We start from the raw sequence: 25,678 nt of genomic DNA on the forward strand, positions 1-25,678 counted from the left end.
CGGCCGTGAGCGTCGAGGTCAACAACGAGTCCGGGTACGACGTCGACGAGGCGGAGTTCGCCGCGCTCGCGCGCTACGTGCTGGACGAGATGCACGTGCACCCGCAGACCGACCTGTCGATCCTGCTCGTCGGGACGGACGTCATGACGGACCTGCACGTCAAGTGGATGGACGAGCCCGGGCCCACCGACGTGCTGTCGTTCCCGATGGACGAGCTGCGCCCCGGACGCGAGGGGGACGTGACCCCCGCCGGCCTGCTCGGCGACGTGGTCCTGTGCCCCGAGGTCGCCGCGCAGCAGGCGCGCACCGCGGGTCACTCGACTGCCGAGGAGCTGCTCCTCCTGACCACGCACGGGATCCTGCACCTGCTCGGCTACGACCACGCCGAGCCGGAGGAGGAGAAGGAGATGTTCGCCCTCCAGCGCCGGCTGCTGCTGACGTTCCTGGCGTCCCGATGACGGACGTCCCCGTCGCGCTGCTGGTCCTCGTCGCGGCGCTCGGCATCGCCACGGCCGCGGCGCTGTCCGCGGGCGAGGTGGCCGTCGTGCGCGTCTCCCGGGCGGCGGTCTCCGAGCTCGTCGTCGAGCGGAACCCCGCGGCGGACCGTGTCCGCGCCCTGGCCGAGCACCCCGCACGGGTGGCGTCGGCCGCTGCCTTCGTGCGTCTGCTCGCCGAGATGACGGCGACGGTCTGCATCACGCTCGTCGTCGCGTCCGGTGACCTCCCCTGGTGGGCGGTGCTGCTCGTCGCGGTCGCCGTCTGCGGTCTCGTGGCGTTCCTGCTGGTCCGCGCGAGCCCGCGCACCCTCGGCCGACGGCACCCCGTCGCCGTCGTGACCCGCCTCTCGCGCGTGCTCGTGGCCGTGACCGCCGTCGCCGGCCGGCTGGGCGCCGCCGGGCGGCCCGGTGCCGGGTCGGCCGCCGAGGAGGAGGACGAGCTGCGGGACATGGTGCAGCGTGTGAGCGAGTCGGACGTCATCGAGGACGAGGAGCGCGAGATGTTCCGGTCCGTCCTCGAGCTCGGCGAGACCCTCACGCGCGAGGTCATGGTCCCCCGCACGGACATGGTGACCGCGGCCGAGGACACCCCGCTGCGCAAGGCGCTCGCGCTCCTGCTGCGCTCCGGGTTCTCCCGGGTGCCGCTCGTCGGCGACTCCGTCGACGACCTGCGGGGCGTGCTCTACCTCAAGGACGTGGTCGGGCGGTTGCCGATCGCCCCCGCGGGTCGGTCGGACCGCCAGCAGCAGGAGGCGATGCTCGACGCGCCCGCGTCGTCGCTCGCGCGGCCCGCGGTGTTCGTCCCGGAGTCGAAGCCCGTCGACGAGCTGCTGCGCGAGCTGCAGAGCGGCTCGTCGCACATGGCGATGGTCGTCGACGAGTACGGCGGCATCGCCGGCCTGGTGACCATCGAGGACGCGCTCGAGGAGATCGTCGGCGAGCTGACCGACGAGCACGACCCGTCCGCCCCCGTCGTCGAGGAGCTGGGCGACGGCGTCTTCCGGGTCCCCGCGCGCTTCGGCCGGGACGAGCTGGGCGAGCTGTTCGACCTCGAGGTGGACGACGAGGACGTCGACACCGTGGGTGGTCTGTTCGCCAAGGCGCTCGGCAAGGTCCCCCTCCCCGGCTCCGCCGGCGACATCCACGGGCTGCACCTGGTCGCCGACCGTGTCGAGGGCCGCCGCCGGCGGCTCGCCACGGTGCTGGTCAGCATGGCCGAGAGCACGGACCGACCGACGGACACCCCCACACCGGGCCGCGCCCCGACCGACACCCACGGAGCCACCCGATGACCTTCCACTCCGGATTCGCCTGCTTCGTCGGGCGCCCCAACGCCGGCAAGTCGACGCTGACCAACGCGCTCGTCGGCCAGAAGGTCGCCATCACGTCCGGGCGCCCGCAGACGACGCGGCACACCGTGCGCGGCATCGTGCACCGGCCCGACGCGCAGCTGATCCTCGTCGACACCCCGGGCCTGCACCGCCCCCGGACCCTGCTCGGCGAGCGGCTGAACGCCCTGGTCAAGGACACGCTCACCGAGGTCGACGTGGTCGGCTTCTGCCTGCCGGCGGACCAGCGGGTGGGTCCGGGCGACCGGTTCATCGCCGAGCAGATGTCTGAGCTGGCGCGCGACGGCCGCGGGACGCCCGTGGTCGCGGTCGTCACCAAGGCGGACCTGGTGGGCAAGGGCAAGCTCGCGGAGCACCTCATGGCCGTGCAGGCGCTGGGGGAGTGGGCGGACATCGTGCCCGTCTCGGCGACGTCGGGGTACAACGTGGACGTGCTGGAGAACGTGCTGGTCGGGCACCTCCCGGAGGGCACCCCGCTGTACGCCGAGGGCGAGCTCACCGACGAGCCCGAGGCGGTCATGGTCGCGGAGCTGGTCCGCGAGGCAGCGCTGGAGGGTGTGCGCGACGAGCTGCCGCACTCGCTGGCCGTGGTCGTCGACGAGATCGTGGCCCGCGACGAGCCCGCCGCGAACGGGGTGCCCATGCTCGACGTGCGCGTGCACCTTTTCGTCGAGCGGGACAGCCAGAAGGCCATCATCATCGGCAAGGGCGGCGCTCGGCTGCGCGACGTCGGCAGCCAGGCCCGCCGGGGGATCGAGGCCCTGCTCGGGGCCCGCGTCTACCTGGACCTGCACGTGAAGGTGGCCAAGGACTGGCAGCGTGACCCGAAGCAGCTCGGGAAGCTGGGCTTCTGAGCATGCTGAGATCGGGTGGGCGCACGGTGTCTCGCGTGCGCGCGGACGTGGACCGGCACGTGGGCCGGTCCTACCGGGTCGCCGCGAGCACGGCCCTCGGCGTGGTGATCCTGGCGGTCCTGGGTGCCGTGATGGGACCGCAGTGGGACCCGGTGCCGCTGGCCGACCCGCTCGTCGTGGAGACGTCGTCGACCGCCATCGGCTCCGCAGCGCCCGTTCCGGAGTACGACGTGCGGACGTCCGTCGTCTCGGTGCGGCTCGACGGCGCGACCGTCGAGGCCCAGATCAGCGAGCCGGTCGGGCTCGACGGTCCCAAGCCCGGGGTCGTGTTCGTGCACGGCGCCGGCACCGGGCGCTTCGACACGGCCTTCCTCGCGCAGGCCCGTGCGCTGGCGGCGTCCGGGATCGTCGCGATGGTGCCGAACAAGCGGCTCGACACGTACACCACCCGGCACCGCGACTACGTGCTGATGGCCGCGGACTACGAGGCCTCGGTCGAGGTGCTGCAGTCCTACCCCGGGGTCGACCCCGAGGGCGTGGGCATCTACGCGGAGAGCGAGGGCGGCTGGATCGCGCCGGTCATGGCCGCTGAGGACCCGTCGATCGCGTTCGTCGTCCTCGTGTCGTCGCCGGTGGTGCCGCCGCGCGAGCAGGCCGCGTTCGCGGTCGACTCCTACCTACGCAACACCGGCGTGCCGCACGGGGTGTTCCGCGCGATCCCGCGGGCCGTCGGCATGTCGCTGCCCGGCGGCGGGTTCGAGTACGCCGACTTCGACGTCGCCCCGTACCAGCGCGAGATGCGCCAGCCGGTGCTCGTCGTCTACGGCACGGGTGACGCGTCGATGCCCGTGATCCAGGGTGCCGAGCAGGTCCTCCAGGACACGGCGGTCGCCGGGAACGGTGACGTGACCGTGCGCTACTACGAGGGCGCGAACCACGGCATCCGCGTCGGCGGTGAGGTCGCCCCGACGTTCCTGCGCGACCTGTCCGGTTGGGTGCTGGGCCTGCCCGCGACCGGCGACGCCGAACCGCGGGTCGCCGGGGCCCAGCCCGTCCAGACGTACGTCGCGGAACCCGTCCCCGAGCCTCGCTGGTTCGGGGACGGCGACGTCGTCCTGGCGCTCGCCATCGCCTCGGTGGCCCTGATCGTGCTCGGTCCGCTGGCCGTCCTGGTCGCGCGCGGCGTCGAGGAGGCCACCGACCGGGTGCGCCGCCGTCGCGGAGCTGCCGTGACCGTCGCGGGGCCGCGGTTCGCGCGCGGGGTGCTGCCCCGGCTGCTCGCCCTGGGCGCCGGTGCGATCGGCACGGTGCTCGGGCTGGTCTGGTACATCGTCGCGGTCGCACGCCTCGCGCTCGACTACCAGCGCGACGACCTCGTCGTGCAGGGCGGTTGGGTCGTGGTGCGGGTCCTGGGTATCGCGGTGGTCGTCGTGGGGGTCCTGCTGCTGCGACGGTGCCGTCGGATCCGCCTCGCCGGGCAGGTCCCGGCGCCCGGGGTCGTGCGGACCACCGTGCTGTGGTCGGGCGTCATAGGCTCCGTCCTACTGCTCGTCATCCTGGCCTACTGGGGCGTGTTCCAGCTCGGGATCTGACCAGGGTCGACCGCACGGCGGTTCGCGTTGTGTACGAAGCGCTCACGTACGGCACGATGTGCGCCGATGATCTGAACGGTCCACCAGGACCGTTCCCAGGACGAGGGGGTCGCGTGCGCACGTCGTGGGGTTCGGCCACCGACCGCGGCCTCGTCCGCGAGGTCAACGAGGACGCCCTCCTCGCCTACCCGCCGGTGTTCCTCGTCGCCGACGGGATGGGCGGTCACGACGCGGGCGACCTCGCGAGCCGCATCGCGGTCGAGGAGTTCGCGCAGCTCGCGGGGCAGGCGGCGGCCACGGCCGACGACGTGCACGCGTGCTTCGACCGGACCGCCGCGCGCATCCGCACCGAGTTCACCGGAGGACGCCAGGGCGGCACGACCGTCGCCGGGGTCGCGGTGACCGAGCACGACGGCGGCTCCTACTGGCTCGTCTTCAACGTCGGCGACTCCCGCGTGTACCTCTGGTCCGCCGACGTCCTCGAGCAGATCAGCGTGGACCACTCGGTGGTCCAGGAGCTGCTGGACCTGGGCGAGATCGACCTGACCGAGGCGGAGACGCACCCGGAGCGGCACGTCCTGACCCGCGCCCTCGGCACCGGGGACCCGCCGGAGCCCGAGTACTGGCTGCTGCCCGCCGGCCTCCACGACAGGCTGCTGATCTGCACGGACGGGCTGACCCGGGAGGTCGGAGACGACGACCTCGCCCGCGTCCTCGCGGAGACGGCGGACCCGCAGGACGCCGCCGCGCACCTGGTCCGGCTCGCGCTCGAGCACGGCGCACGGGACAACGTGAGCGCGGTCGTCGTCGACGTCGCCACGTCCGCCGGCGCGCACGACGACGTCCACATCACCGTGCCCCGGACCGGGGCGGAGCTGGGTCCCTACGTGTGGGACGAGATGCTCAACGGCGTCACGGTCCCACGCCGCACCCGGACGGCCACCCGGCCGATCCCGCGCGTGACCCCCGGATCGAGCACGCCGGACCCGAACCCATCGAACGAGGAGCTCCCGTCATGAGCGTGCCCGAGTACTCCGCCGGCGACTGGACGGCCGTGGTGCGCCCCGGGTTCGTGGCGCTGCTGGGCGCCGGGTCCGCCGAGTCCACCGTCCGTGCGCTCTGGCAGGACAGCGGCGAGGGCGTGTTCGCGGCTCTGGCCCTGCTGGCGCGGGACGGGTTCGGGGGTCTGCCGCCGTTCGCCGTCGTGTCCGTCGACGGTCGGCGGGTGCACGCCGCGCTGCGGGGTGACGTCGAGGTCGTCGTCGACGTGGACGGCCGGCAGGAGGTGTGGCGCTCCGGCGAGGTGAGCACCTGGACCGAGCGGGTGCTCGACGGGGTGGCCGACGTCGCGGTGCAGGCCGACGGAGCGCCCGTCGACGCGCCGAGCCTCCCGCTCGCGGACGGGATCGCCCTCGCGTCGCGCGTGCGGCTCGCCCTGACCGCGCGTGACGTCCCCGAGGTGGTGCCGACGACGGCGCCCGCGACGAACCCGGTCGGGGTCGAGGCTCACGCCGTGGAGCCGGTCACCGCCGTGCCTGTCGCCGCCGAGGAGGCCGAGGCCCCGCCGGTCGCCGACGAGCCGGTCGAGCCCGCCGTCGTCGAGGCGGAGCTGCCCGACGAGGTCGGGTCCTCGTCGACCGGGATCGTCGACGCTGTCCCGTGGGCGACCTCGGCGCACGACCCGGACTCGGTGCCGACCGCCCGGGTCGTCGACGTCGTCTCGTGGGACGAGCCGACCGAGGTCGAGCTCGTCCCCGTCGCCACCGCGGACACCGATGCCGACGAGGACGCCGACGTCGCGGACGCCGGGGCCGACCGGCAGGACCTGTCGGGCGTCGTGGCTGCGGCCGAGTCGTTCCTGACCTCGCCGTTCAGCCCGCGCGGGACGGACGCGCCGGTCGCCCCGCTGCCCGTCGGGGGCGCGTCGCTGGACGACCACGACGGCCTGACCATCCTGTCCACGGACCTCGCCGAGATCCGCGAGCAGCTTCCGTCGTGGGCCACCGACGAGGTCCCCGGACCGTTCCGGACCCCTCCGGTCGCCGGCCCGCCCGCACGCCTGGTGCTGTCGACGGGGCTCGTCGTCCCGCTCGACCGCGCCGTGCTGCTGGGTCGCGCACCGCAGGTCGCCCGCGTGACCAACCGCGAGCTCCCGCGCCTGATCACGGTGCCGAGCCCGCAGCAGGACATCTCCCGCACCCACGCCGAGGTGCGCGTCGAGGGTGAGCACGTCGTCGTCACGGACCTGGACTCCACGAACGGCATCCACGTGACGCGCCCCGGTGAGGGCGCCCGGCGGCTGCACCCGGGGGAGCCCAGCGTGGTCGGCGTGGACGAGGTCGTCGACCTCGGCGACGGGGTGACGTTCTCGGTGGAGCGGGGTTCGTGACCGCACGCCGCGAAGCGTCGACGCCGCCACGCCTGCCGGGCTACGAGTACCTCCGGGTCCTCGGCCTCGGCGGCTTCGCGGACGTCTTCCTGTACCAGCAGGAGCTTCCGCGGCGTGAGGTGGCGGTCAAGGTGCTGCTGGCGGGCAGCCTCGACGACGGGGTGCGCCGCCGGTTCCAGCAGGAGGCCAACCTCATGGCCCAGCTGTCGCACCACCCCTCCATCGTCACGATCTACCACGCCGCGATCGCCGCCGACGGGCGCCCGTTCCTCGTCATGGAGTACTGCTCCCGGCCGGGTCTGGCGGAGCGGTACCGCCAGGAGCGCATCTCCGTCGCGGAGGCGCTGCGGATCGGCATCCGGCTGGCATCGGCCGTCGAGACGGCACACCGGGCCGGCATCCTGCACCGGGACATCAAGCCCGCCAACGTCCTGACCACCGACTTCGGGTGGCCCGCGCTCACCGACTTCGGCATCGCCGCGACGACCGGCCACGGCGCGGGCGCGACCGTCGGCATGTCGATCCCCTGGTCGCCGCCGGAGCTGCTGGGCGAGCACCCGACGGGTGACGAGCGGTCGGACGTGTACTCGTTGGCGGCGACGATCTACTCGCTGCTGGCCGGGCGGACCCCGTTCGAGGTCCCCGGCGGGCAGAACACGGCGCAGCAGCTGGTCGCCCGCATCGAGCGTGCGCCGCTGCCACCCACGGGCCGCGACGACGTGCCGCCGAGCCTGCAGGAGCTCCTCGAGCGCGCGATGGCGAAGCACCCGACGCGCAGGTTCGCCTCCGCGGCGGCCGTCGCGCGTGCGCTGCAGCAGGTCGAGGCCGACCTGCGGCTCCCGATCACCCCGCTCGACCTCATGGACGCGCCCGACGTCGAGCCGGCGGAGCCGGCGCCGTCGCCGGACCTCGACCGCGAGGACGCGACCCGCCTGCGCTCCATCGTGACCGTCGCCCCGGCGGCTCCCGCCGCGCCGGTGCCCGTGCAGGCCCCGCCCGGTGCGGACGAGGCGACCCGGCTGCGTGGGGTGACCTACGTCGCGCCCGAGCCTGCGACCGAGCGCCCCGGGCCGGTGCTCGTGACGCCCCCCGAGCTCCGGGACGCCGAGCCCGAGACCGTGCAGCGCGGTCGGGCGCGCCTGGTCGCGGGCGTCGTGTCGGGTCTGGTCGTGCTCGCCGCGGTCGTGGCGATCGGCGCAGCGGCGCTCCGGGACGCCGACGGGACCGACGGCAACCCGACGGCGACGTCGGACTTCACGCAGGACGCCCCGCCCACCGGGATCGCCGACGCTGTCCCGTCGCCCTCCGGGCTGCAGGGCACCCGTCAGGCCGACGGGTCCGTGGTGTTCACCTGGGACAACCCGGAGCCCCAGACGGGCGACCGGTACGTGTGGGGCGTCCTGCAGGCCACCGGCGAGCCCGAGCTCGCGCTGATCGACACCGCGATGGTGACCGTCCCTGCCGCGCAGGCGACGACGGCGGAGGTCTGCATCGAGGTCGCGATCGTCCGCGCGGACCGCCGCGTCTCGGCCGAGCCCGCGCAGGGGTGCACGTCATGAGGTGGCGGGCGGCGCGCTCGCGGGTGACCACGGCGGCGGCCGTCGTCACCGTCCCCGTGCTCGTGCTGGTGCTGGCGCTGCTCGACCAGGGCTTCCCGCTCGCCCGCCTGGACCTGAACGACGGCGGGGTGTGGCTGACCGCGACGAGCAAGCTGCAGCTGGGCCGCTACAACGCGCAGGTCGAAGAGCTCAACGGCGGTCTCTCGGCGACGGGGAGCACGTTCGACGTCCTGCAGGACGAGGGCGACGTGCTGCTGGTCGAGCCGGGGTCGATCGCGGTGGTCGACCCGGCGTCCGTCACGCTCACCACCCAGGTCCCCGTCCCCGGCGCGGACGTGTCGATGGCCGCCGGAGTCGTGGCTGTCGTCGACCCCGACGGGAACGTCTGGGTCCGGCCGATCTCCGAGCTGGACACCCTGCGGATCGCGACGGACACCCCGGACGTCGAGCTCGGTGACGGGGGTGCGGCCGTGGTCGCGCGCAGCGGTGCCGTCCTGGCGGTCGCGCCCGAGGACGGGGCGGTGACGCGTGTCGACCTGGTGGACGGTGCGGCACGGAGCACGCCGCTGGGGTCGCTGGGCGCCGGTCCCGTCGACCGGCTGACCGCCGTCGGTGACGCGCCCGTCGTGCTGTCGGACAGCACCGTCCGGACCCTCGACGGCGAGGTGGAGCTCGAGGGCGACGACCTCGCGCTCCAGCAGCCGGGGCCGGACTCCTCCCGTGCGCTCGTGGCCAGCCGCACGGCGCTGCTGGAGGTCCCGCTCGACGGCGGGGCCGTGGTGGAGCACCCCACCGAGGGGTCGGGCGTGCCCGCCGAGCCGGTGCAGGTGGGCCGCTGTGCGCACGGTGCGTGGGCGTCCGCCGTCGGCTCGTACCTGCAGCTCTGCGAGGGTGACGACGCCGAGGTCAGCAACCTCCAGGAGATGTCCAGCGCGGACGTGCTCGCGTTCCGCGTGAACCGGCAGGTCGTCGTGCTGAACGACACGCTGCGCGGCCGCCTCTGGATGCCGCTGCAGGACACCGACCTGCGGGTGCCGGACTGGACGCAGATCGAGCCGGAGGAGCAGCCCGACGAGGCCCAGGAGGAGACCGAGACGTCGGACACCACCCAGGACGTCGTCACGGAGTGCTCCACGGAGTCGGCCCCGCCGACCGCCGCCGACGACGAGTTCGGCGTGCGACCCGGCCGGACGACGATCCTGCCGGTGATCGACAACGACTCGTCGTCGGACTGCGGGATCCTCGTCATCTCCGAGTTCGACCCGCTACCGACCGAGTTCGGCCGGGTCGAGGCGATCTACGGCGGGCGCGCTCTGCAGGTGGCCGTCGCCGAGGGCGCGACCGGGACCGCCGAGCTGACGTACACGATCACCGACGGCAACGGGAACAACGCTCCGTCGACCGCGCGCGTCGTGCTCACCGCCCGCGACAGGTCGCTGGACTCGCCGCCCGTCCAGCTGCGGACCGGGTCGCTCCAGGTCGAGCAGGGCGGGCAGGCCGACCACCAGGCTCTCGCCGACTTCCTGGACCCCGACGGTGACGACCTGGTGCTCGTCGGTGCGACGGCGGACCCCGCGGCGGGTTCGGTCCGGTTCCGGCAGGACGGCTCCGTGACTTTCCGGGCCGACGGCGGCCGGCTCGGCCGCACCAGCGTGACCCTGCTCGTGTCCGACGGGACGTCCACGACCGAGGGGCGGCTCGACGTCGACGTGCGGCCCACGGGCTCGCTGGCTCCGCAGATCGACCCGGTGCACGCCGTGACCTACGTCGACCAGCCCGTGACGCTCCACCCGCTCGACGCGGTGCGCAGCGCGTCCGCCGAGCCGCCACGCCTCGCGGGCATCGAGGAGGTCCCCGGCACCACGATCACGACCGACCTGCAGGGTGGCACGTTCACGTTCAGCGCCGCGCGTGCCGGCAGCTACTACGTGAAGTTCCTCGTCTCGGCCCCGCCGCAGCAGGCGACCGGTCTGGCGCGGATCGACGTGCGCGTCTGGCCGGAGACGGACCAGCCCCCGATCGCGGTCCGCGACCAGGCGTTCCTGCCGGCAGACGGCGAGGTCACCATCGACCCGCTGGCCAACGACGCCGACCCCGCCGGCAAGGTGCTGGTCCTGCAGTCGGTCGACGCGCCCGAGGGGCTGCGGGTCGCCATCCTGGAGCACCACCTGGTGCAGATCTCGTCGGAGCGGACCCTCACGGCTCCGGTGGCGCTGCGCTACACGGTCTCCAACGGGCAGGACAGCACCGTCGGCGAGATCATCGTGCACCCGGTGCCCCCCTCCTCGACGTCCCAGCCCCCCGTCGTGCCCAACGTCGAGGTGGACGTGCGGACCGGCGGCGTCGTGACGATCCCGGTCCTCGACGGCGCCTACGACCCCGACGGCGACCGGCTCACGCTCCGCAGCCAGCTCGCCGAGCCGTTGCCCAGCGGGCAGGGGCTGCTGTTCGTCTCGGGCGACGTGCTGCGCTACCAGGCGCCCGACGAGCCCCTCACCGCGCGGGCGACGTTCGAGGTGGAGGACGCCACGGGCAACCTGACCGCCGCCACGGTGACCGTCCGCGTGCACGCGTCGGACGCCAGCGCGAAGGCACCGCCACGGCCGAAGGACCTGGTGGCACGCGTCTTCCAGGGCGACACGGTCCGCATCTACGTCCCGCTCGTCGGGATCGACGCCGACGGCGACGGCGTGACGCTGCTCGGCATCGCGTCGTCCGCGCTCCGCGGACGCGTCACGGCGACGGGCGCCGACTGGCTGGAGTACCAGGCGTTCCCCGACGAGGTCGGCACCGACGAGTTCACCTACGCCGTGGAGGACTGGGTGGGGCAGCGTGCGGTCGCCACCATCCGCGTCGGCATCAGCACACGGCCCGGCGACTCCGCGACCGTCGTGGCACGCGACGACGAGGTCACGGTGAAGCCGGGGCAGCGCGTCGAGGTGCGGGTGCTCGCGAACGACGTCGACTCCAGCGGCGGCGACCTCACGCTGGAGCCCGACCTGGAGATGGCCGAGGGCGTCCAGGCGACGGTCGACGACCGCCGGATCGTCGTGCAGGCGCCCGACGACCCGGGCGTGCTCCAGATCGCCTACACCGCGTCCAACAAGCGCGGTGGGCGGGACACCGGGGTGCTCACCGTGACGGTGTCCGCGGACGCCCCGGTGCTGCCCCCCATCGCGCGCGACATCGTCGTGCCCGCGACCGACACGCTGGACCGCACCGAGGTGTCCGTCGACGTGCTCGCGGTCGCGCAGAACCCGAGCGGCCCGCTGAGCGACCTCGAGGTCTCCGTGCCGGCGTCGCAGGCGGACGTCGCACGGGTCAGCGAGACCGGCGAGGTCGTCGTGACGCTCGTCGACCACGCCCAGACGGTGCCCTACCTGCTGACCAACAGGACCGGGTCCACCCCGGTCGCGTCGTACGCGTTCATCACCGTGCCCGCGCTCGGGTTCTTCCGGCCCGTGCCCCGGCCGAAGGCTCCCGAGCTGCGCGTCGCGTCGGGCGAGCGCCTCGTCGTCCCGCTCGGCGAGCAGGTGCAGGTGGCGCCCGGACGCACGGCAAGGATCGCGGACCCCCTGGGCGTGTCCGCCACCCGGTCGGACGGGACGAGCCCGATCGTCGACGACGAGACCCTGCAGTTCACCTCGGCACCCGGGTACGCCGGGCCGGCGTCGATCACGGTCCCCGTGACGAACGCGGCCTCGCCCGGGGACACCTCGGCGCGGACATCCGTCATCACGCTGCAGATCACCGTGTACGCGGTCGACGACTACCCCCCGACGTTCGAGCCGTCCACCATCGACGTGGCGCCCGGTGAGCCCGCGCTCTCCGTCGACCTCCGGTCCTTCACCACCGGGCCCGAGGGCGCCAACCCGACGGACGGGCGCTACGCGTACACGCTGGTCTCAGCGATCCCGGCGGGGTTCTCGGGTGCCATCGACGACGGGGTGCTGAGCATCGCCGCGGACGCGACCACCGCCAAGGGCCGCACCGAGACGCTGGCCGTCCGCGTCGGCTACGGCCGGACCGGGTCGTTCGAGACGGCCGTGGACGTGCGGGTGATCGCCAGCACGAGGCCGACGATCCGACTCGTCGACCGCACGATCCCGGACGGGGTCGAGGGTCGTCAGAGCACGGTGGACGTGCTCGAGGGTGCGTTCAACCCGTTCGCACCCGAGCCGATGTCCGTCGTCGGCGCCACCGTCGAGACACCGGGTGCGGGTACGGCGGGAGCGACGTCGAGCACCGTGAGCGTTCGGCCCGCCAACGGCTTCATCGGCCAGATGGTCACGAGGTTCCGCGTCCGGGACGTCACCGGAGACCCGGACCGTGAGGTGGAGGGACGGGTCACCGTCATCGTGCGCGGCAAGCCCGCCACGCCGATCGCCCCACGGATCGGCGAGGTCCGGGACCGCACCGTCGTGCTGTCCTGGGACGCGCCGGACAACCGCGGTGCACCGATCACCGGCTACCGCGTCGTCGCGAGCCCGGGCAACATCGTGCGGCAGTGCGCGAGCACGACGTGCACCCTCGACAGTCTCACCAACGACGTCGAGTACACGTTCACCGTCGCCGCGCAGAACGAGGTCGACTGGTCGGAGCCCAGCGCGCCGTCCGCGCCCGCGCGGCCCGACGCGGTGCCGGACGCACCGGCGGCTCCCACCCTGGAGTTCGGCGACGGGTCGGTCCGGGCGACGTGGACCGCACCGGCCTCGACCGGCTCACCGGTCACCCGCTACACGCTCGAGATCTCGCCCGCGCCGCCCGCCGGGCCCGCCTCGGTCGACACCGCCACGACGAACCACACGTTCACCGGCCTGCGGAACGGCACGGCGTACTCGGTGCGGGTGCGCGCGCACAACAAGGCGCCCGAGCCGGGCGCCTGGTCGCCGTCGTCGTCGCCGATGGTCCCGGCGCGGGCGCCCGACGCCCCGACGGTGACGGCGACGCCGACCGACTCGACGCTCGGCCGGGTCCTCGCGATCACGTGGACCGCTCCGGTCGACAACGGCGACGCGGTGGCACAGTACGAGGTCGTCGTCGACGGTCCCGGCGGTGGCACGTACCCGGTCGCCGCGGGCACGCAGCAGATGACGTTCGACCAGGCGCAGACGAAGTACCCGTACCGGGTCTCGGTGCGCGCGAAGAACAAGGCCGGCTGGGGCGAGGCGGGCACCACCACGGCGTCGACGTTCGGGCTCCCGACGGCGCCGACCGCGGTGACCGCCACGGCGATCGCCGGGACCGGTCGGATCGAGGTGCGCTGGTCGGGCGCCGACGACAACGGCACCCCGATCCAGTCCTACGTCGTCCGGCTGCCCGACGGGGGCGAGCTCGACGTCGGCAACCGGTCCTCGTACGTCTTCGAGAACCTTCGAGGAGGAGAGTCGTACTCCTACCAGGTGCGCTCGGTGAACGGCGCGGGTTCCAGCGGCTGGAGCGCCGCGGCGTCGGCCACGGCCACGACGCCGCCCGGCCGGCCGACCGCGTCCGTGGCGGTCACAGGCAACGGCAACGGCGGCCGGCCCACCCAGATCACGATCGGCCGCGGCGCCGACGTCGACAACGGGGGCGGCGGCACGGTGACGTACACGTGGTCGCTGGCGGGCGACCGCGGCGACCGTGCGTCGGGCACGTTCAGCGGGACCTCGGCCACCGTCGACGTCTCGGGCTGGCGCCTCCCGTTCAGCGGTGCCCGGGTGACGGCGACGGTGACCGCCAGCACGTCGCTCGGTTCGGCCTCCGCCGACGCCTCGACGGACGTGTCCTGGGGGCAGCCGCCGAGCGTCGTCCAGAACCTGACGATCACGCCGGACGACCCGACTCTCCCGACGCGCGTGTCAGCAGTCTGGTCACCCCCGGCGAACGACGGGGGCCTCGGCGTGGACGGCTACCGCGTCTGCTGGGCGGTCAACGGCGGCACCCCCGGGAGCTGCGGCACCACCGGCGGGACCACGGCGTCCGCCGACCTCGACGACATCGGTCTCCCCGCGCCCGTCCCCGGCAACACCGTCACCGTCACCGTGACCCCCAGCAACGACCGTGGCGCCGGCCCGACGGCCACCGTGACCTACACCTACACGGTCGCCGCCCCATGACCCCCCTGCACCCGAGGGGCCCAGCGCCCCGACACCGAAGGAGAAGCCACCGATGACGCCCGAGCAGAGCACCTGGTTCGCGGAGACGTTCGACGCGCTCGTGTCCAACGTCGGCCTGGCGCTGCTCGGCAAGGAGCACACGGTCCGGCTCGCGCTCACCGCGATGGTCGCCGAGGGTCACCTGCTGCTCGAGGACGCGCCCGGGACGGGGAAGACGTCGCTGGCCAAGGCGCTCGCCGCGACCGTGCAGGGCAGCCACCACCGGATCCAGTTCACGCCGGACCTGCTGCCGTCCGACGTCACGGGCGTCACGATCTACGACCAGAGCACGCACCGGTTCGAGTTCCACCCCGGCCCGATCTTCGCGTCCGTCGTCCTCGCCGACGAGATCAACCGGGCGTCGCCGAAGACGCAGGCCGCGCTGCTCGAGGTCATGGAGGAGGGCCAGATCACGGTCGACGGGGTCACGCACCCCGTGGGGCGTCCGTTCATGGTGATCGCGACGCAGAACCCGATCGAGCAGGCCGGCACGTACCGCCTCCCGGAGGCCCAGCTGGACCGGTTCCTCATCAAGACGTCGCTCGGCTACCCGGACCGAGCGTCGACGATCGAGATCCTGGCGGGCGCGAAGGACCGGACGACGAACCTGGCGCCGCGCATCACGACGCAGGCGGTCGGCACGCTCGCCGACCTGGCGCAGACCGTGCACATCGACGAGGTCGTGCTCGACTACGTCGCCCGGCTCACCGAGGCGACGCGCGACGACTCCCAGACGGCCATCGGGGCGAGCGTCCGCGGCGGGCTCGCGCTCGTGCGGACCGCCAAGGTCTGGGCGGCCGCGGCCGGCCGCGAGTACGTCATCCCGGACGACGTGAAGGACCTCGCCCAGCCGGTGCTCGCGCACCGCCTGCTGCTCGACTCCGAGGCGGAGTTCGCCGGGGTGACCGCCGTCGAGATCCTGGGTCGGATCCTCGAGACGACGGCACCGCCGGCTGTGCGGGTGGGCTGATCGTGGGTCTGCGGGTCTCACCGGTCGGGTGGGGGGCCGTCGCGGTGGCGGCCCTCGGCCTCGTGCTGGGCCGGTGGTTGGGGTGGCTGGAGCTCGCGGCGGTCGGCGCGGCGCTGACCGCGGTGCTCGTCGTGTCGTTGCTGATGACCGCCGGCCGCGCCCGCTACGCCGTCACGCTCGACATGGCCGACCGCCGGGTGAAGGTGGGGGAGCGCGCGCTCGGCCGCCTCGGGGTGCGCAACGTCGCACGTCGTCGGTCGTTGCCGTCCCGCGTCGAGCTGCCCGTCGGCGCGGTCGTCGCCGAGCTCGCGGTGCCGGCGCTCGCGCCGGGTGCGGAGCACGACGACCTGTTCGCCATCCCGACCACCCGCCGCGCCGTGATCGTGGTCGGCCCCGTGCGCTCGGTCCGTGGTGACCCGTTCGGGCTGGTGCGGCGCACCGTGCGGTGGACGCGGCCGGCCGAGGTGTTCGTCCACCCGCTCGTCGTGTCCCTGGCGGGTGCGAGCGCCGGCCTCCTGCGCGACCTGGAGGGTCAGGCGACGCGGGACCTGTCCGACTCGGACCTGTCGTTCCACGCCCTGCGCGACTACGTCGCGGGCGACGACCGCAGGTACATCCACTGGCGCACCACCGCGCGCCGCGGAAGCCTCATGGTCAAGCAGTTCGAGGACACGCGGCGCACGACGACGGCGCTCGCCCTGGCGACCGACCCGCGGGACTACGCCGACGACGACGAGCTGGAGCTCGCGGTGTCGGTCGTCGCCTCCGTGGGGGTTCAGACGATCCGCGAGGAGCGCGACCTCGTCGTGCTCGCCGGCCCCGGCCGGCTCCGCGCCGAGACGCCCCCGCTCCTGCTCGACGACTGCTCCGCCATCGCGCTGTCGAGCTCCGGTGCCGGGGTGACCCTGCTGGGCCGCCGCGTCGTGCGCGAGGCACCGGAGGCGTCCGTGGCGATGCTCGTCACCGGTTCGGTACCGAGCGACGCCGACCTTCGGCTCGGGGCCCGGCACGTGACCACCGGGACGCGGACCGTCGTGGTGCGCTGCGAGCGCGGAGCTGAGGTCTCGGTGCGCACGCAGGGCTCGTTGAGCCTCGCGACGATCGGGCACCTGGACGATCTGCCCCGCCTGCTCCGGCGGGTGACCGCGTGACCTCCCGCCCGGCCGGCCGCGCCGCTGTCGACGTGGTGTGCCTCGTCGGCACCCTCGCCCTCGTCCTGACGCCGCTGCTCGAGGTGTACGGCGGCCGGACCGCCCTGCCCGCGCTGGCGGGCGGGCTGCTGCTCGGCACGACCCTCGCGGTGGTCGGTTCGGCTCGACGCTGGTCGGCGATCACGGTCGTCGCGGCCGTCGTGGTGGCGTTCGTGCTGGCCGGTGGCGCGCTCGCCGCCCCGTCGACGACGGTTGCCGGCGTCGTTCCCACCCCGTCGACCGTGCTCGACCTGGCGCGTGGTGCAGCGTCCACCTGGAAGCAGGTCCTGACGCTCCAGCCGCCGGTCGGCTCGGACGGCACGCTGCTGGTCGCGGCGTACCTGCTGGCGCTCGTCGGGTCGAGCCTCGCCGTGTCGGTCGCCCTGCGGGCCCGCACCGGTGCGGTCGCAGCGGCGGCGGCGATCGTGCCCGTGGCGGTGCTGGTCGCGACGATCGTGCTCGGCACGCGCCGCCCGATCGTCGCCCCTCTCGTCACCGGCGTGGTGCTCGTGGTCGTCCTGCTGCCGTGGGCGGCGTGGCGTGCGGGGCTGCTGCGCGCGCGGCGGGTCGTCGCGACGGGCGCCCTCGTGGCCGTGGCGGTCGGGGCGGGCATCGTCGGTGCGCCGGTCGTCGTGGGCGCGACGGACCGCCTCGTCGTGCGTGACGAGATGGTCCCGCCGTTCGACCCGCGCGACTACCCGAGCCCGCTCTCGGCGTTCCGGGAGTTCGTCAAGGAGGACGCCCCGCTGTTCACGGTCAGCGGTCTGCCCGAGAACGCGCGGGTCCGGCTCGCGACGATGGACCGGTACGACGGCGTCGTGTGGAACGTCGCGGGTGACGGGTCCGCGCAGGCGTCCGGCGAGTTCCGGCGGGTCGGCTCCGAGATCGACACGACGGTGCGGGGTGACCGGGCGCGCGTCGAGTTCACCGTCGACCAGCTCACCGGCGTGTGGCTCCCCACGGTCGGTCAGGCCACGGCGTTCGACGTCGCCGACCCGGACGCGGCGAGCGCCCTGCGCTACAACGACGCGACGGGCGGTGCCGTGCTCACCGGGGGAGTCCACCGAGGCCTCGAGTACGGCATCGACGTCGTCGTGCCGCGCGTGCCGGCCGTGACGGAGGTCGGTACCGCGCCGGCGTCGGACATCGCCCAGCCACCTCTCGCCGGTGTGCCCGACGCCGCCGTGGTCACCGCAGCGGACGTGGCGCGCGACGCGGGCAGCCCGGTGCAGATCAGCGCGACGCTGGAGTCCTGGCTCGCCGAGGAGGGCTACTTCAGCCATGGCGTGCAGGTCTCGGGCACGGAGTCGCTGTCCGGCCACGGCGCCGACCGGATCACCTCGCTGCTCGCCGGCGACCTGATGGTGGGCGACGGCGAGCAGTACGCCGCGGCGATGGCGCTGATGGTGCGGGAGATGGGCCTCCCGGCACGCGTCGTGCTCGGCTTCGTCCCGGAGCCCGGCGCCGGCGACGGGCCCGTCGAGGTCACCGGCAAGGACGTCCAGGCGTGGGTCGAGGTCGCGTTCCAGGGGTACGGCTGGGTGCCGTTCGACCCGACGCCACCGCCCGAGCAGACCCCGCAGGAGGAGGACCAGGAGAAGCCCTCCGAGCCCAACCCTCAGGTCGTGCAGCCTCCGCCGCCGCCCCCCGGCGCCGTCACGCCGCCCGACGAGGACACCGAGCAGCCCCAGACGAACGACCCGGACGAGGCCGAGGACGGCAGCGCGCTGTTCTGGCGGATCGCTCGGGCGGCGGGGATCGCCGCGGTCCCGCTGCTGGTGCTCGCGTCGCCGCTGCTCGTCGTCATCGCCCTCAAGGCCCTGCGTCGGCGTCGCCGGCGCCGCAGCCCGGACCCGGTGGCCCGCGTGGCGGGTGGTTGGGACGAGGTGCTGGACACCGCCCGCGACCTGCGCCGGCCCGCGGGTGCCCTGGCGACGCGCAACGAGTCGGCCCGGGCGCTCGCCGCGTCGTTCGCCGACGTGCCCGGCGGCGCGCTCGTCGCCACGCGGGTCGGTGCGCTCGCCCGCTCGGCCGACCACGCCGTGTTCAGCGCGACCGAGCCGAGCGGGGCGCACGCGACCGCGTACTGGGCCGACGTCGAGCAGACCGTCGACGCGATGAACCGCAGCGTCGGCTGGCGGCGGCGGGTGCGCGCCCGGGTGTCGACCGCCTCCCTGAAGGACCACCGCAACCGCCGCCCGAAGGGCACGTCATGACACGTCATCGATCACAGGTGCATGACCCGTACCGCGCCGGCGACGACTCGTCGCCCGCCACGATGGCCCGCCGGCTGAGCGCCGGTCTGCTCGACCTGCTCGTCCTGCTCGTGCTCGGCGGTGCCGTCCTCGTCGCGGGCGTCGCCCGGGACAGCCAGGTGCTGGTGGTCGTCGGGACCGTCGCCGTGGTGGTGGTGTCGGTGGCGCAGTGGGTGGCGCACGGGGTCGCGGGCTGGACGGTGGGGCGGCGTGCGGTCGGGATCCGCACGCTCGACGTCGAGTCGCGCGACCCGATCGGGATGGTCCGGGTCCTGGTCCGCTCCGCCGTGGTCGCCGCAGGTGTCCTCGCGCTCGGCGTCGGGCTCCTCGTCGTCCTCGTCTCCCCGGCCTTCGACCGGACAGGACGCCGCCGTGGCTGGCACGACCTCGCGGCGCGCGACGAGGTGCTGGACGTCCGGGCGGTCCCGGAGCCGCTGGTGGTGCCACCGCGGGTGCGGCGTACCGAGCCCGCGCCGCACCGTGAGGGTCGCCGCCCCGTCACCGTCCCGGGCTGGGCTGTCGCCGAGCGCGGGACGGCCGCGGACGGGACGGCCCTGCTCGACGTCCTGTTCGACGAGGCGCGCCCGGCCGCGCTGGTCCTCGCGCCCCTGGCGCCGCAACGCAGCGGACCGGACCTCGACACCCGGGCGAACCCCGTGGTGCGTCAGGTCGGGCTCAGCTACGGGCTCGCACCCGAGCTGGAGATGACCCGACCGGCGGGCCCTCGGGACGACCTCCTCCTCGCCCCGGCGGCGACCGCGGTGGTGGACCGGACCGCGGCGGAGATCGAGCTGGGAGACGGGCAGCGCGTCACGATCGCCCGGACGGCGCTGGTCGGCCGCAACCCGGCGTCGGAGGCGGAGGTCCAGCTCGTGCGGGTCGTCGACCCGGGCCGTTCGGTGTCCAAGACCCACCTCCAGATCGGGGTCGAGCCGGGCGGCGTCTGGGTGGCCGACCGGGGGTCGACCAACGGCACGGTCGTCACCCTGCCCGACGGCGCCCAGGTGGTGTGCCGGGTGGACCAGCAGGTGCGCCTCCGGGTCGGGTCGACGGTGACCTTCGGCGACTGCTCCCTCCGGCTGACCCGCGCACCCGGCACCGACCCGATGCCCTAGGGTCGAACCATGGCGGACCGACGCCCCGCTGCACGGATGCAGCTCGTCGAGGTCGAGGACGCCCCGACCGCGGCCGACCGGTCGCGCCCGGCGGACAACCCCCCGCCCCTGGACGACGTCTCGGTCGTCGTCGAACCTCCCCCGACCGGTGCGCGCGTCCTGCGGCGGTGGTGGCCCGTGGCGGCCGTCGTCGTGCTCGGGGTGGTGGCGGCCGGTGTCGTGGTCTCGGCCCGGGACCGCGCGTTCGTCGCCCGCATCGCCGGGGTGCCCGGCCTGGTCCGCCCCCTCGGCGCCGCGCCCGGACCGCTGTGGGAGACCCGCGGGTCCACGCTGCCGGGCACGGTGCTGGCGGCCGACGGCGCGCTCGTCGTCCTCGCGGAGGGCGAGCAGGCCTGGACGGTGGCCTCGCACGACCCTCTGGACGGTGCGCTGCGGTGGTCGATCGACCTGGCCCCGGTGTCACGCTCCGGGTTCGAGGCGACCGCGGCGGTGTGCCCGCCCCTGCGCGGCGACGCCGGGGACCTCGTCGTGTGCCTCGTCCGGCACCCACCGGTGCTCTACTCCGACGACGCGTCGATCCAGGAGCCGCCCCGGGTCTCGGTCGTGCCGCTGTCGGCGCAGGACGGCGAGCGCCTCGGGGAGTGGGACGTCCGGGGGTCGCTCGTCGCGTTCGACCGCATCGCGGACGACCTCGTGGTGGGCACGCTCGACGCCGAGGGCCGGATGATCGTGCAGCGGCGGGACGCCCGGACCGGGGACGTGGTCTGGTCGGTCGTCACCCCGGTCGTGATGAACGACCCCGCGATCAGCGTCGCGGCGACGATGCGCGTGCTGCCTGGCCTGATCGTGCTCGACGGCGGGGCGACGATCGTCCTCGACGTCGACGACGGGAGCACGCTCCTGACCGGACCGCGGTTCGGCGGGCTCCAGGTGGCGGCGCTCGGCGACGGGTTCGCGACCTGGGCTCCCGTGGGCGGAGGGAAGGTCCACGACGCCGGGGGCACGGCGCTCTTCGACGTGCAGGGCCTGCCCGCGCAGCTGTCGGCGGACGACGGGTCGGCGTCCGGCGAGATCATCGTCGACGAGGGCTCGCAGGTGTCCGCGGTCGACTCGACGACCGGTGAGCCCCTGTGGCGCACCGCGTCGCAGCTCGACCCGCGCCTCCTGGTGGCACAGCGGATGGTCGTGTCCGGCGCGGACCGCTACGGCGTGCTGGACGTGACGGACGGCTCGCTGCTCTGGGACGTCGACACCGGCGGCGTCCTCACCTGGGACCCCGTCTCCGACGGCACGCTCGTCCTCGGTCCCGGCACGAGCCCCGACGGCCGGCCTCAGCTGTGGGGCCTGGGGCTCGAGGACGGCGTCCGGTACTGGTCGGTCCCGCTGCCGGAGGGGGTCCGCAGCGTCGACGCCGTGGGCGGCTACCTCGTCGTCCGCACCGAGAACGACCTGATCGTCTACGGCTGACCGTCATGTCGTCGGCTCTGCGGCCGGAGATGCAGCGCGTCAGGCTCGACGAGGACGGCGCGGGGGTCGAGGACCGCGTGCGGTCGGGCCCGCAGCGGCTGCGGGCCGGTGCCGTGCGGCTGGGGGCCTGGGCCGCGCGCCGTCCGGCGCGTGCGGCGCTCGCCTCGGTGTGCGCGGTGGCGGTCGCCGCGACCGTGGCCGTGGGGGTGCCGGCGTGGGTCGGCGGGCACGAGCGTGCCGCGGTGCTCCGGGCCGCCGCGTTCCCCGGTGCCGTCCGGCCGCTCGAGACGGCGCCGCGCGAGCGGTGGTCGGCGGCGGCGGACGGTTCGGTCGCACCAGTGCTCGCGGGCGATGTCGTCGTCGTCGCGGACGGCTCCACGACCGGGCGCCGGATCGTCGGGCTGGACGTCGTCGCGGGCCACGAGAGGTGGTCGGTGCCGCTCGACGGCGCCCTCGTCCCGGACACCGTGCTGTGCCGGCCGGTGGACGCGGACCTCGTGTGCGTCGTCGGCCCGGAGCCGCCCGCCGACAGCCGCCGGTTCGTCCCGGACGACCCCGCCCGACCGGATGCCCCCGGTGCCGGGGCGGGGACGTCGGTCCTGCTCCGGATCGACCCGGCGGACGGCGACGTGCTGTCCCGCAGCGACGTGGCCGGCTGGGTCGTGGCGACCGCGCAGGCGGGGTCGGACCTCGTCGTGGCGACGTACGCGTGGGGGATGCTGGCCGTGCGCCGTCTGGACCCGGCGACCGGAGCCACGCGGTGGGCGACCGAGCGGTGGTCGACCTTCCAGTCGGCGGGCAGCAGCAGGGTCCGCCTGGTCGCGGCGGGTGACCTCGTGGCCGCCACCGGCAACGAGGTCACCCTGGTGCTCGACGCGCGGACGGGGGACCGGCTACCGCGTCCGGAGGGCGCCACGGCGGCCGACCAGGTGCGCCTCCTCGAGGACGGCACGCTCGTGCGCACCCGGTTCCGTGTGCGGGAGGCGGGTGTCGACGCCGTCTCCGAGCTGTCCACCGGCGGGCGCGAGCCGTCGTTCACCGTCCGCGGCTCGCTGGTCCAGCCCCGGGTCAGCGACGGCACGTCCGGCCTCGTGTTCGCGGCGAGCGGCCTGACGGGTGGACCGCTCGGCGGCCGCGTGCGCGCGTACGTCCCCGGCTCGGCGGAGGCCGTCTGGCGGGCGCTCGTGCCGGCGCCCGAGGTGGCCGCCGACGTCGCCGGCAGGGTCGTGGTCCGCGGCGGTGGCGCTCTCGTCGGCCTGGACGCGCGGACCGGTGAGCAGGTCTGGCGACGGTCGTTCGGGCCGACGATCGGACGCACGTTCACGGACGGCGAGCGGCTCGTCGTGGAGCGGGAGGCGCCGAGCGGGCTGCCGGCGCTCACGGCGCTCTCGCTCGACGACGGCGCGACGGTCTGGGACACGTCGCTGCCCGTCGACGCTCCCCGGCCGCTGCGGCTGGGCGCGCACCTGTACGCGGTCGGGGACTCGCGCCTGGTCGCCCTGCGGTGAGACGACCTGCCCGCAAGGTTGCGGAACGTCCGGTCGTTCGGGGTACGGTGACATCGTGCTCGCAGTCACCCTCCTTCTTCGCTGCCGCGACGAGGCCCTCTAGGCCGCATCCTCGTCGCGGTGTCGTGTGTGCCGGCTGACTCCCCGCCGAACCGCCCCGAAGGACGAGAAGACATGACCTACCTGGAGACGAGCGCACAGCAGCCGTCGTCGATGCCGGTGCACAAGTACCGGCCGTTCCACGAGCAGATCCGCGTCGACCTGCCCGACCGCCGGTGGCCCGACAACCGCGTCACCCGGGCCCCGCGCTGGTGCGCGGTGGACCTGCGCGACGGGAACCAGGCGCTGATCGAGCCGATGAACCCGGCCCGCAAGCTCGAGATGTTCGAGCTGCTGGTGCAGATGGGCTTCAAGGAGATCGAGGTCGGCTTCCCCTCGGCGTCGCAGACGGACTTCGACTTCGTGCGGATGCTCATCGAGGAGGACCGCATCCCGGACGACGTCGTGATCCAGGTGCTGACGCAGGCGCGTGAGCACCTGATCGAGCGGACGTACGAGGCGATCGCGGGGGCCAAGCAGGCGATCGTGCACCTGTACAACTCGACCTCCACGCTGCAGCGCGAGGTCGTGTTCCGCTCGGACGAGGACGGCATCGTCGACATCGCGGTGTCGGGCGCCCGGTTCTGCCGCAAGTACGAGGAGCTCGTCCCGGACACGGACGTCTACTACGAGTACTCGCCCGAGTCCTACACCGGCACCGAGCTGGAGTTCGCGCTGCGGGTATGCAACGCGGTGCTGGAGGTCCTGGAGCCGACGCCGGACCGCAAGGTGATCATCAACCTGCCGGCCACCGTCGAGATGGCGACCCCGAACGTCTACGCGGACTCGATCGAGTGGATGAGCCGCAACCTGCGCTACCGCGAGAGCGTCGTGCTGTCGCTGCACCCGCACAACGACCGGGGCACGGCCGTCGCGGCCGCGGAGCTGGGCTACCTGGCCGGTGCCGACCGCATCGAGGGCTGCCTGTTCGGCAACGGCGAGCGCACCGGGAACGTCTGCCTGGTGACCCTCGGCATGAACCTGTTCAGCCAGGGCGTCGACCCGCAGCTCGACTTCTCCGACATCGACCACATCCGTCGCACGGTGGAGCGCTGCAACCAGCTGCCGGTGGGCGAGCGGCACCCGTACGGCGGGGACCTGGTGTTCACGGCGTTCTCGGGCTCGCACCAGGACGCCATCAAGAAGGGCCTGGACGCGCTGGAGGTCTCGGCGCAGCGGCAGGGCAAGACGATCGACGACATCGTCTGGGCCGTCCCGTACCTGCCGATCGACCCGAAGGACGTGGGCCGGTCCTACGAGGCGATCATCCGCGTGAACTCGCAGTCCGGGAAGGGCGGCATCAGCTACCTGATGAAGTCCGAGAAGGACCTGGACCTGCCGCGCCGGCTGCAGATCGAGTTCTCCCAGGTGGTGCAGCGGCACACCGACCAGCACGGCACCGAGGTCACGGCCGACGAGCTGTGGCACATCTTCAACGACGAGTACCTGCCGGTGGAGCCGGGCAGCCCGTTCGCGCCGTGGGGCCGGTTCTCGCTGCGCGGCACGCGGGGGACCAGCGTGGAGGACGGGCCAGACACGCTGGAGGTGGACCTCGTCGACCGCGGGGTGCAGCGCACGCTCCAGGGCTCCGGCAACGGTCCGGTGGCGGCGTTCGTCGCGGCCGTGAAGACCCTCGGGGTCGACGTCGCGGTGCTGGACTACGCCGAGCACGCGCTCTCCTCCGGTGGCGACGCGACCGCGGCCGCGTACGTCGAGTGCGCCATCGGCGACGAGATCCTGTGGGGCGTCGGCATCGACCCGTCGATCACGACGGCCTCCCTCAAGGCGATCATCTCGGCGGTCAACCGGCACGAGCGCTGAGCGCTCCCGCCCCAGAGCCACCGACCAGGCGGACACCCCGCCGGTCGGTGTGCCCGGGGAGGGGTGCGTCCGGCGATCCCGCCCGCACTCCTCCCCGGGTCAGCAGTGCTCGGACGCGTACCCCGGCGATCCCGGGGCGACGAGCTCCCGGTCGCGCAGGCTGGTCATGGCCGGCCGGTCCGGGTCGGCGCAGATCTCGGTGAGCGTGCCCGTGTACTCGACGGCGATCACCTGGTCGCCGTGCAGGTCGGTGTACGCGGCGCACTCGTCGAACTCGTGGCACTCCTCGGCGACCGCGAAGTCGAACCCGATGTCGGCCACCTCGTCGGCGGTGAGCTCCGGCGTGTTCTTCTGCCCGACCGCCAGCCCGCGCGCGTGGGCGGCGTCCGTCATGGCGGCGGCGACCGCCAGGGTGTCCCGGCGGTCCAGCTGTCCGGCGGAGCGGGTCCAGGAGTCGAGGTTGTCCAGCTCGACGGCGTCGAACCCCGCGGTGCTGCACCGTGCCAGCACGTCCTCGACCCGGTCGACGAGCGCGTCACGCTGCGCCGTGTCCAGCAGGAACTCGTCGGGCCAGGCCGGGTCCGGGGTCAGCAGCAGGGCGGGGTCGACGGACTCACCGGGCTGGGTCTGGAACGCGTTGACGTAGCAGACGGAGTAGACGCCGGGCTCGGGGGACGTCGTCGAGTCCCGGACGACGACCGTGACGTCCTCGGCCGGCGGGTACGGCTCGCCCAGCTGGTAGTCGGCGACCCCGCCGGGCAGCGGCGCGACGTCCGCGGCAGGTGCGCACGCGGCGAGGGTCAGCACGGTCGCCACCGCCAGAGTCGCTCGTCGCACGCCTGATCGTCGCACCCGGACCCGCGGGGAGCCGACGCG

16 protein-coding genes are annotated in these 25,678 nt (G+C 74.2%); 15 read left to right on the forward strand and 1 reads right to left on the reverse strand.

Annotated features, from left to right (window positions below; translation table 11 throughout):
* Positions 1-5 precede the first annotated feature (5 nt).
* From ybeY to leuA, 15 genes are all read left to right on the forward strand, one after another.
* The gene (gene ybeY / locus CTE05_RS15690; RefSeq protein ID WP_055913350.1) at positions 6-458 is read left to right on the forward strand and encodes an rRNA maturation RNase YbeY; all 453 of its coding nucleotides are present in this window, start codon (positions 6-8) and stop codon (positions 456-458) included.
* A complete protein-coding gene (locus tag CTE05_RS15695) occupies positions 455-1,789 on the forward strand; it encodes a hemolysin family protein (protein ID WP_146847248.1) in 1,335 nt (444 codons plus the stop codon). The genes ybeY and CTE05_RS15695 overlap by 4 nt, the downstream gene beginning before the upstream one ends.
* A complete protein-coding gene (gene era, locus CTE05_RS15700) occupies positions 1,786-2,700 on the forward strand; it encodes a GTPase Era (protein ID WP_146847249.1) in 915 nt (304 codons plus the stop codon). Before CTE05_RS15695 ends, era begins: the two co-directional genes overlap by 4 nt.
* Positions 2,701-2,735: 35 nt before the next feature.
* Positions 2,736-4,292, forward strand: coding sequence for an alpha/beta hydrolase family protein (locus CTE05_RS15705; protein WP_307724298.1), 1,557 nt, complete (start codon positions 2,736-2,738; stop codon positions 4,290-4,292).
* Between the two features lie 113 nt (positions 4,293-4,405).
* Positions 4,406-5,311: a PP2C family protein-serine/threonine phosphatase gene (locus tag CTE05_RS15710; protein WP_146847251.1), complete on the forward strand. Its 906-nt coding sequence runs from the start codon at positions 4,406-4,408 to the stop codon at positions 5,309-5,311.
* Entirely contained in the window at positions 5,308-6,681 is a 1,374-nt protein-coding gene (locus tag CTE05_RS15715; protein ID WP_146847252.1) for an FHA domain-containing protein, read from the forward strand. Before CTE05_RS15710 ends, CTE05_RS15715 begins: the two co-directional genes overlap by 4 nt.
* Positions 6,678-8,240 carry a serine/threonine-protein kinase gene (locus tag CTE05_RS15720; protein WP_146847253.1) on the forward strand — a complete coding sequence of 521 codons (1,563 nt, stop codon included), beginning with the start codon at positions 6,678-6,680 and terminating at the stop codon, positions 8,238-8,240. Before CTE05_RS15715 ends, CTE05_RS15720 begins: the two co-directional genes overlap by 4 nt.
* A complete protein-coding gene (locus tag CTE05_RS15725) occupies positions 8,237-14,338 on the forward strand; it encodes a fibronectin type III domain-containing protein (protein WP_146847254.1) in 6,102 nt (2,033 codons plus the stop codon). The genes CTE05_RS15720 and CTE05_RS15725 overlap by 4 nt, the downstream gene beginning before the upstream one ends.
* A gap of 52 nt (positions 14,339-14,390) precedes the next feature.
* Positions 14,391-15,347: an AAA family ATPase gene (locus CTE05_RS15730; protein ID WP_146847255.1), complete on the forward strand. Its 957-nt coding sequence runs from the start codon at positions 14,391-14,393 to the stop codon at positions 15,345-15,347.
* A gap of 2 nt (positions 15,348-15,349) precedes the next feature.
* Complete coding sequence (locus CTE05_RS15735) at positions 15,350-16,498, forward strand: DUF58 domain-containing protein (protein WP_246123686.1); 1,149 nt, start codon at positions 15,350-15,352, stop codon at positions 16,496-16,498.
* Entirely contained in the window at positions 16,495-18,753 is a 2,259-nt protein-coding gene (locus CTE05_RS15740; RefSeq protein WP_146847256.1) for a transglutaminase-like domain-containing protein, read from the forward strand. Before CTE05_RS15735 ends, CTE05_RS15740 begins: the two co-directional genes overlap by 4 nt.
* A 17-nt stretch (positions 18,754-18,770) precedes the next feature.
* The gene (locus CTE05_RS15745; RefSeq protein WP_186814896.1) at positions 18,771-19,907 is read left to right on the forward strand and encodes an RDD family protein; all 1,137 of its coding nucleotides are present in this window, start codon (positions 18,771-18,773) and stop codon (positions 19,905-19,907) included.
* Between the two features lie 9 nt (positions 19,908-19,916).
* Positions 19,917-21,374, forward strand: a complete 1,458-nt coding sequence (locus CTE05_RS15750; RefSeq protein WP_146847258.1) for an outer membrane protein assembly factor BamB family protein — start codon at positions 19,917-19,919, stop codon at positions 21,372-21,374.
* A gap of 5 nt (positions 21,375-21,379) precedes the next feature.
* On the forward strand, positions 21,380-22,882 hold the full coding sequence (locus CTE05_RS15755; protein ID WP_146847259.1) for an outer membrane protein assembly factor BamB family protein: 1,503 nt from the start codon (positions 21,380-21,382) through the stop codon (positions 22,880-22,882).
* 174 nt (positions 22,883-23,056) lie between these two features.
* Positions 23,057-24,802, forward strand: coding sequence for a 2-isopropylmalate synthase (leuA, locus tag CTE05_RS15760; protein WP_146847260.1), 1,746 nt, complete (start codon positions 23,057-23,059; stop codon positions 24,800-24,802).
* A gap of 99 nt (positions 24,803-24,901) precedes the next feature.
* On the opposite strand, the gene CTE05_RS15765 is transcribed toward leuA, so the two are convergent.
* Positions 24,902-25,639 carry an endo alpha-1,4 polygalactosaminidase gene (locus tag CTE05_RS15765; RefSeq protein ID WP_146847261.1) on the reverse strand — a complete coding sequence of 246 codons (738 nt, stop codon included), beginning with the start codon at positions 25,637-25,639 and terminating at the stop codon, positions 24,902-24,904.
* Positions 25,640-25,678 lie beyond the last annotated feature (39 nt).

It is taken from the genome of Cellulomonas terrae, assembly GCF_007990265.1.
GTDB classification, from domain to species: Bacteria; Actinomycetota; Actinomycetes; order Actinomycetales; family Cellulomonadaceae; genus Cellulomonas; species Cellulomonas terrae.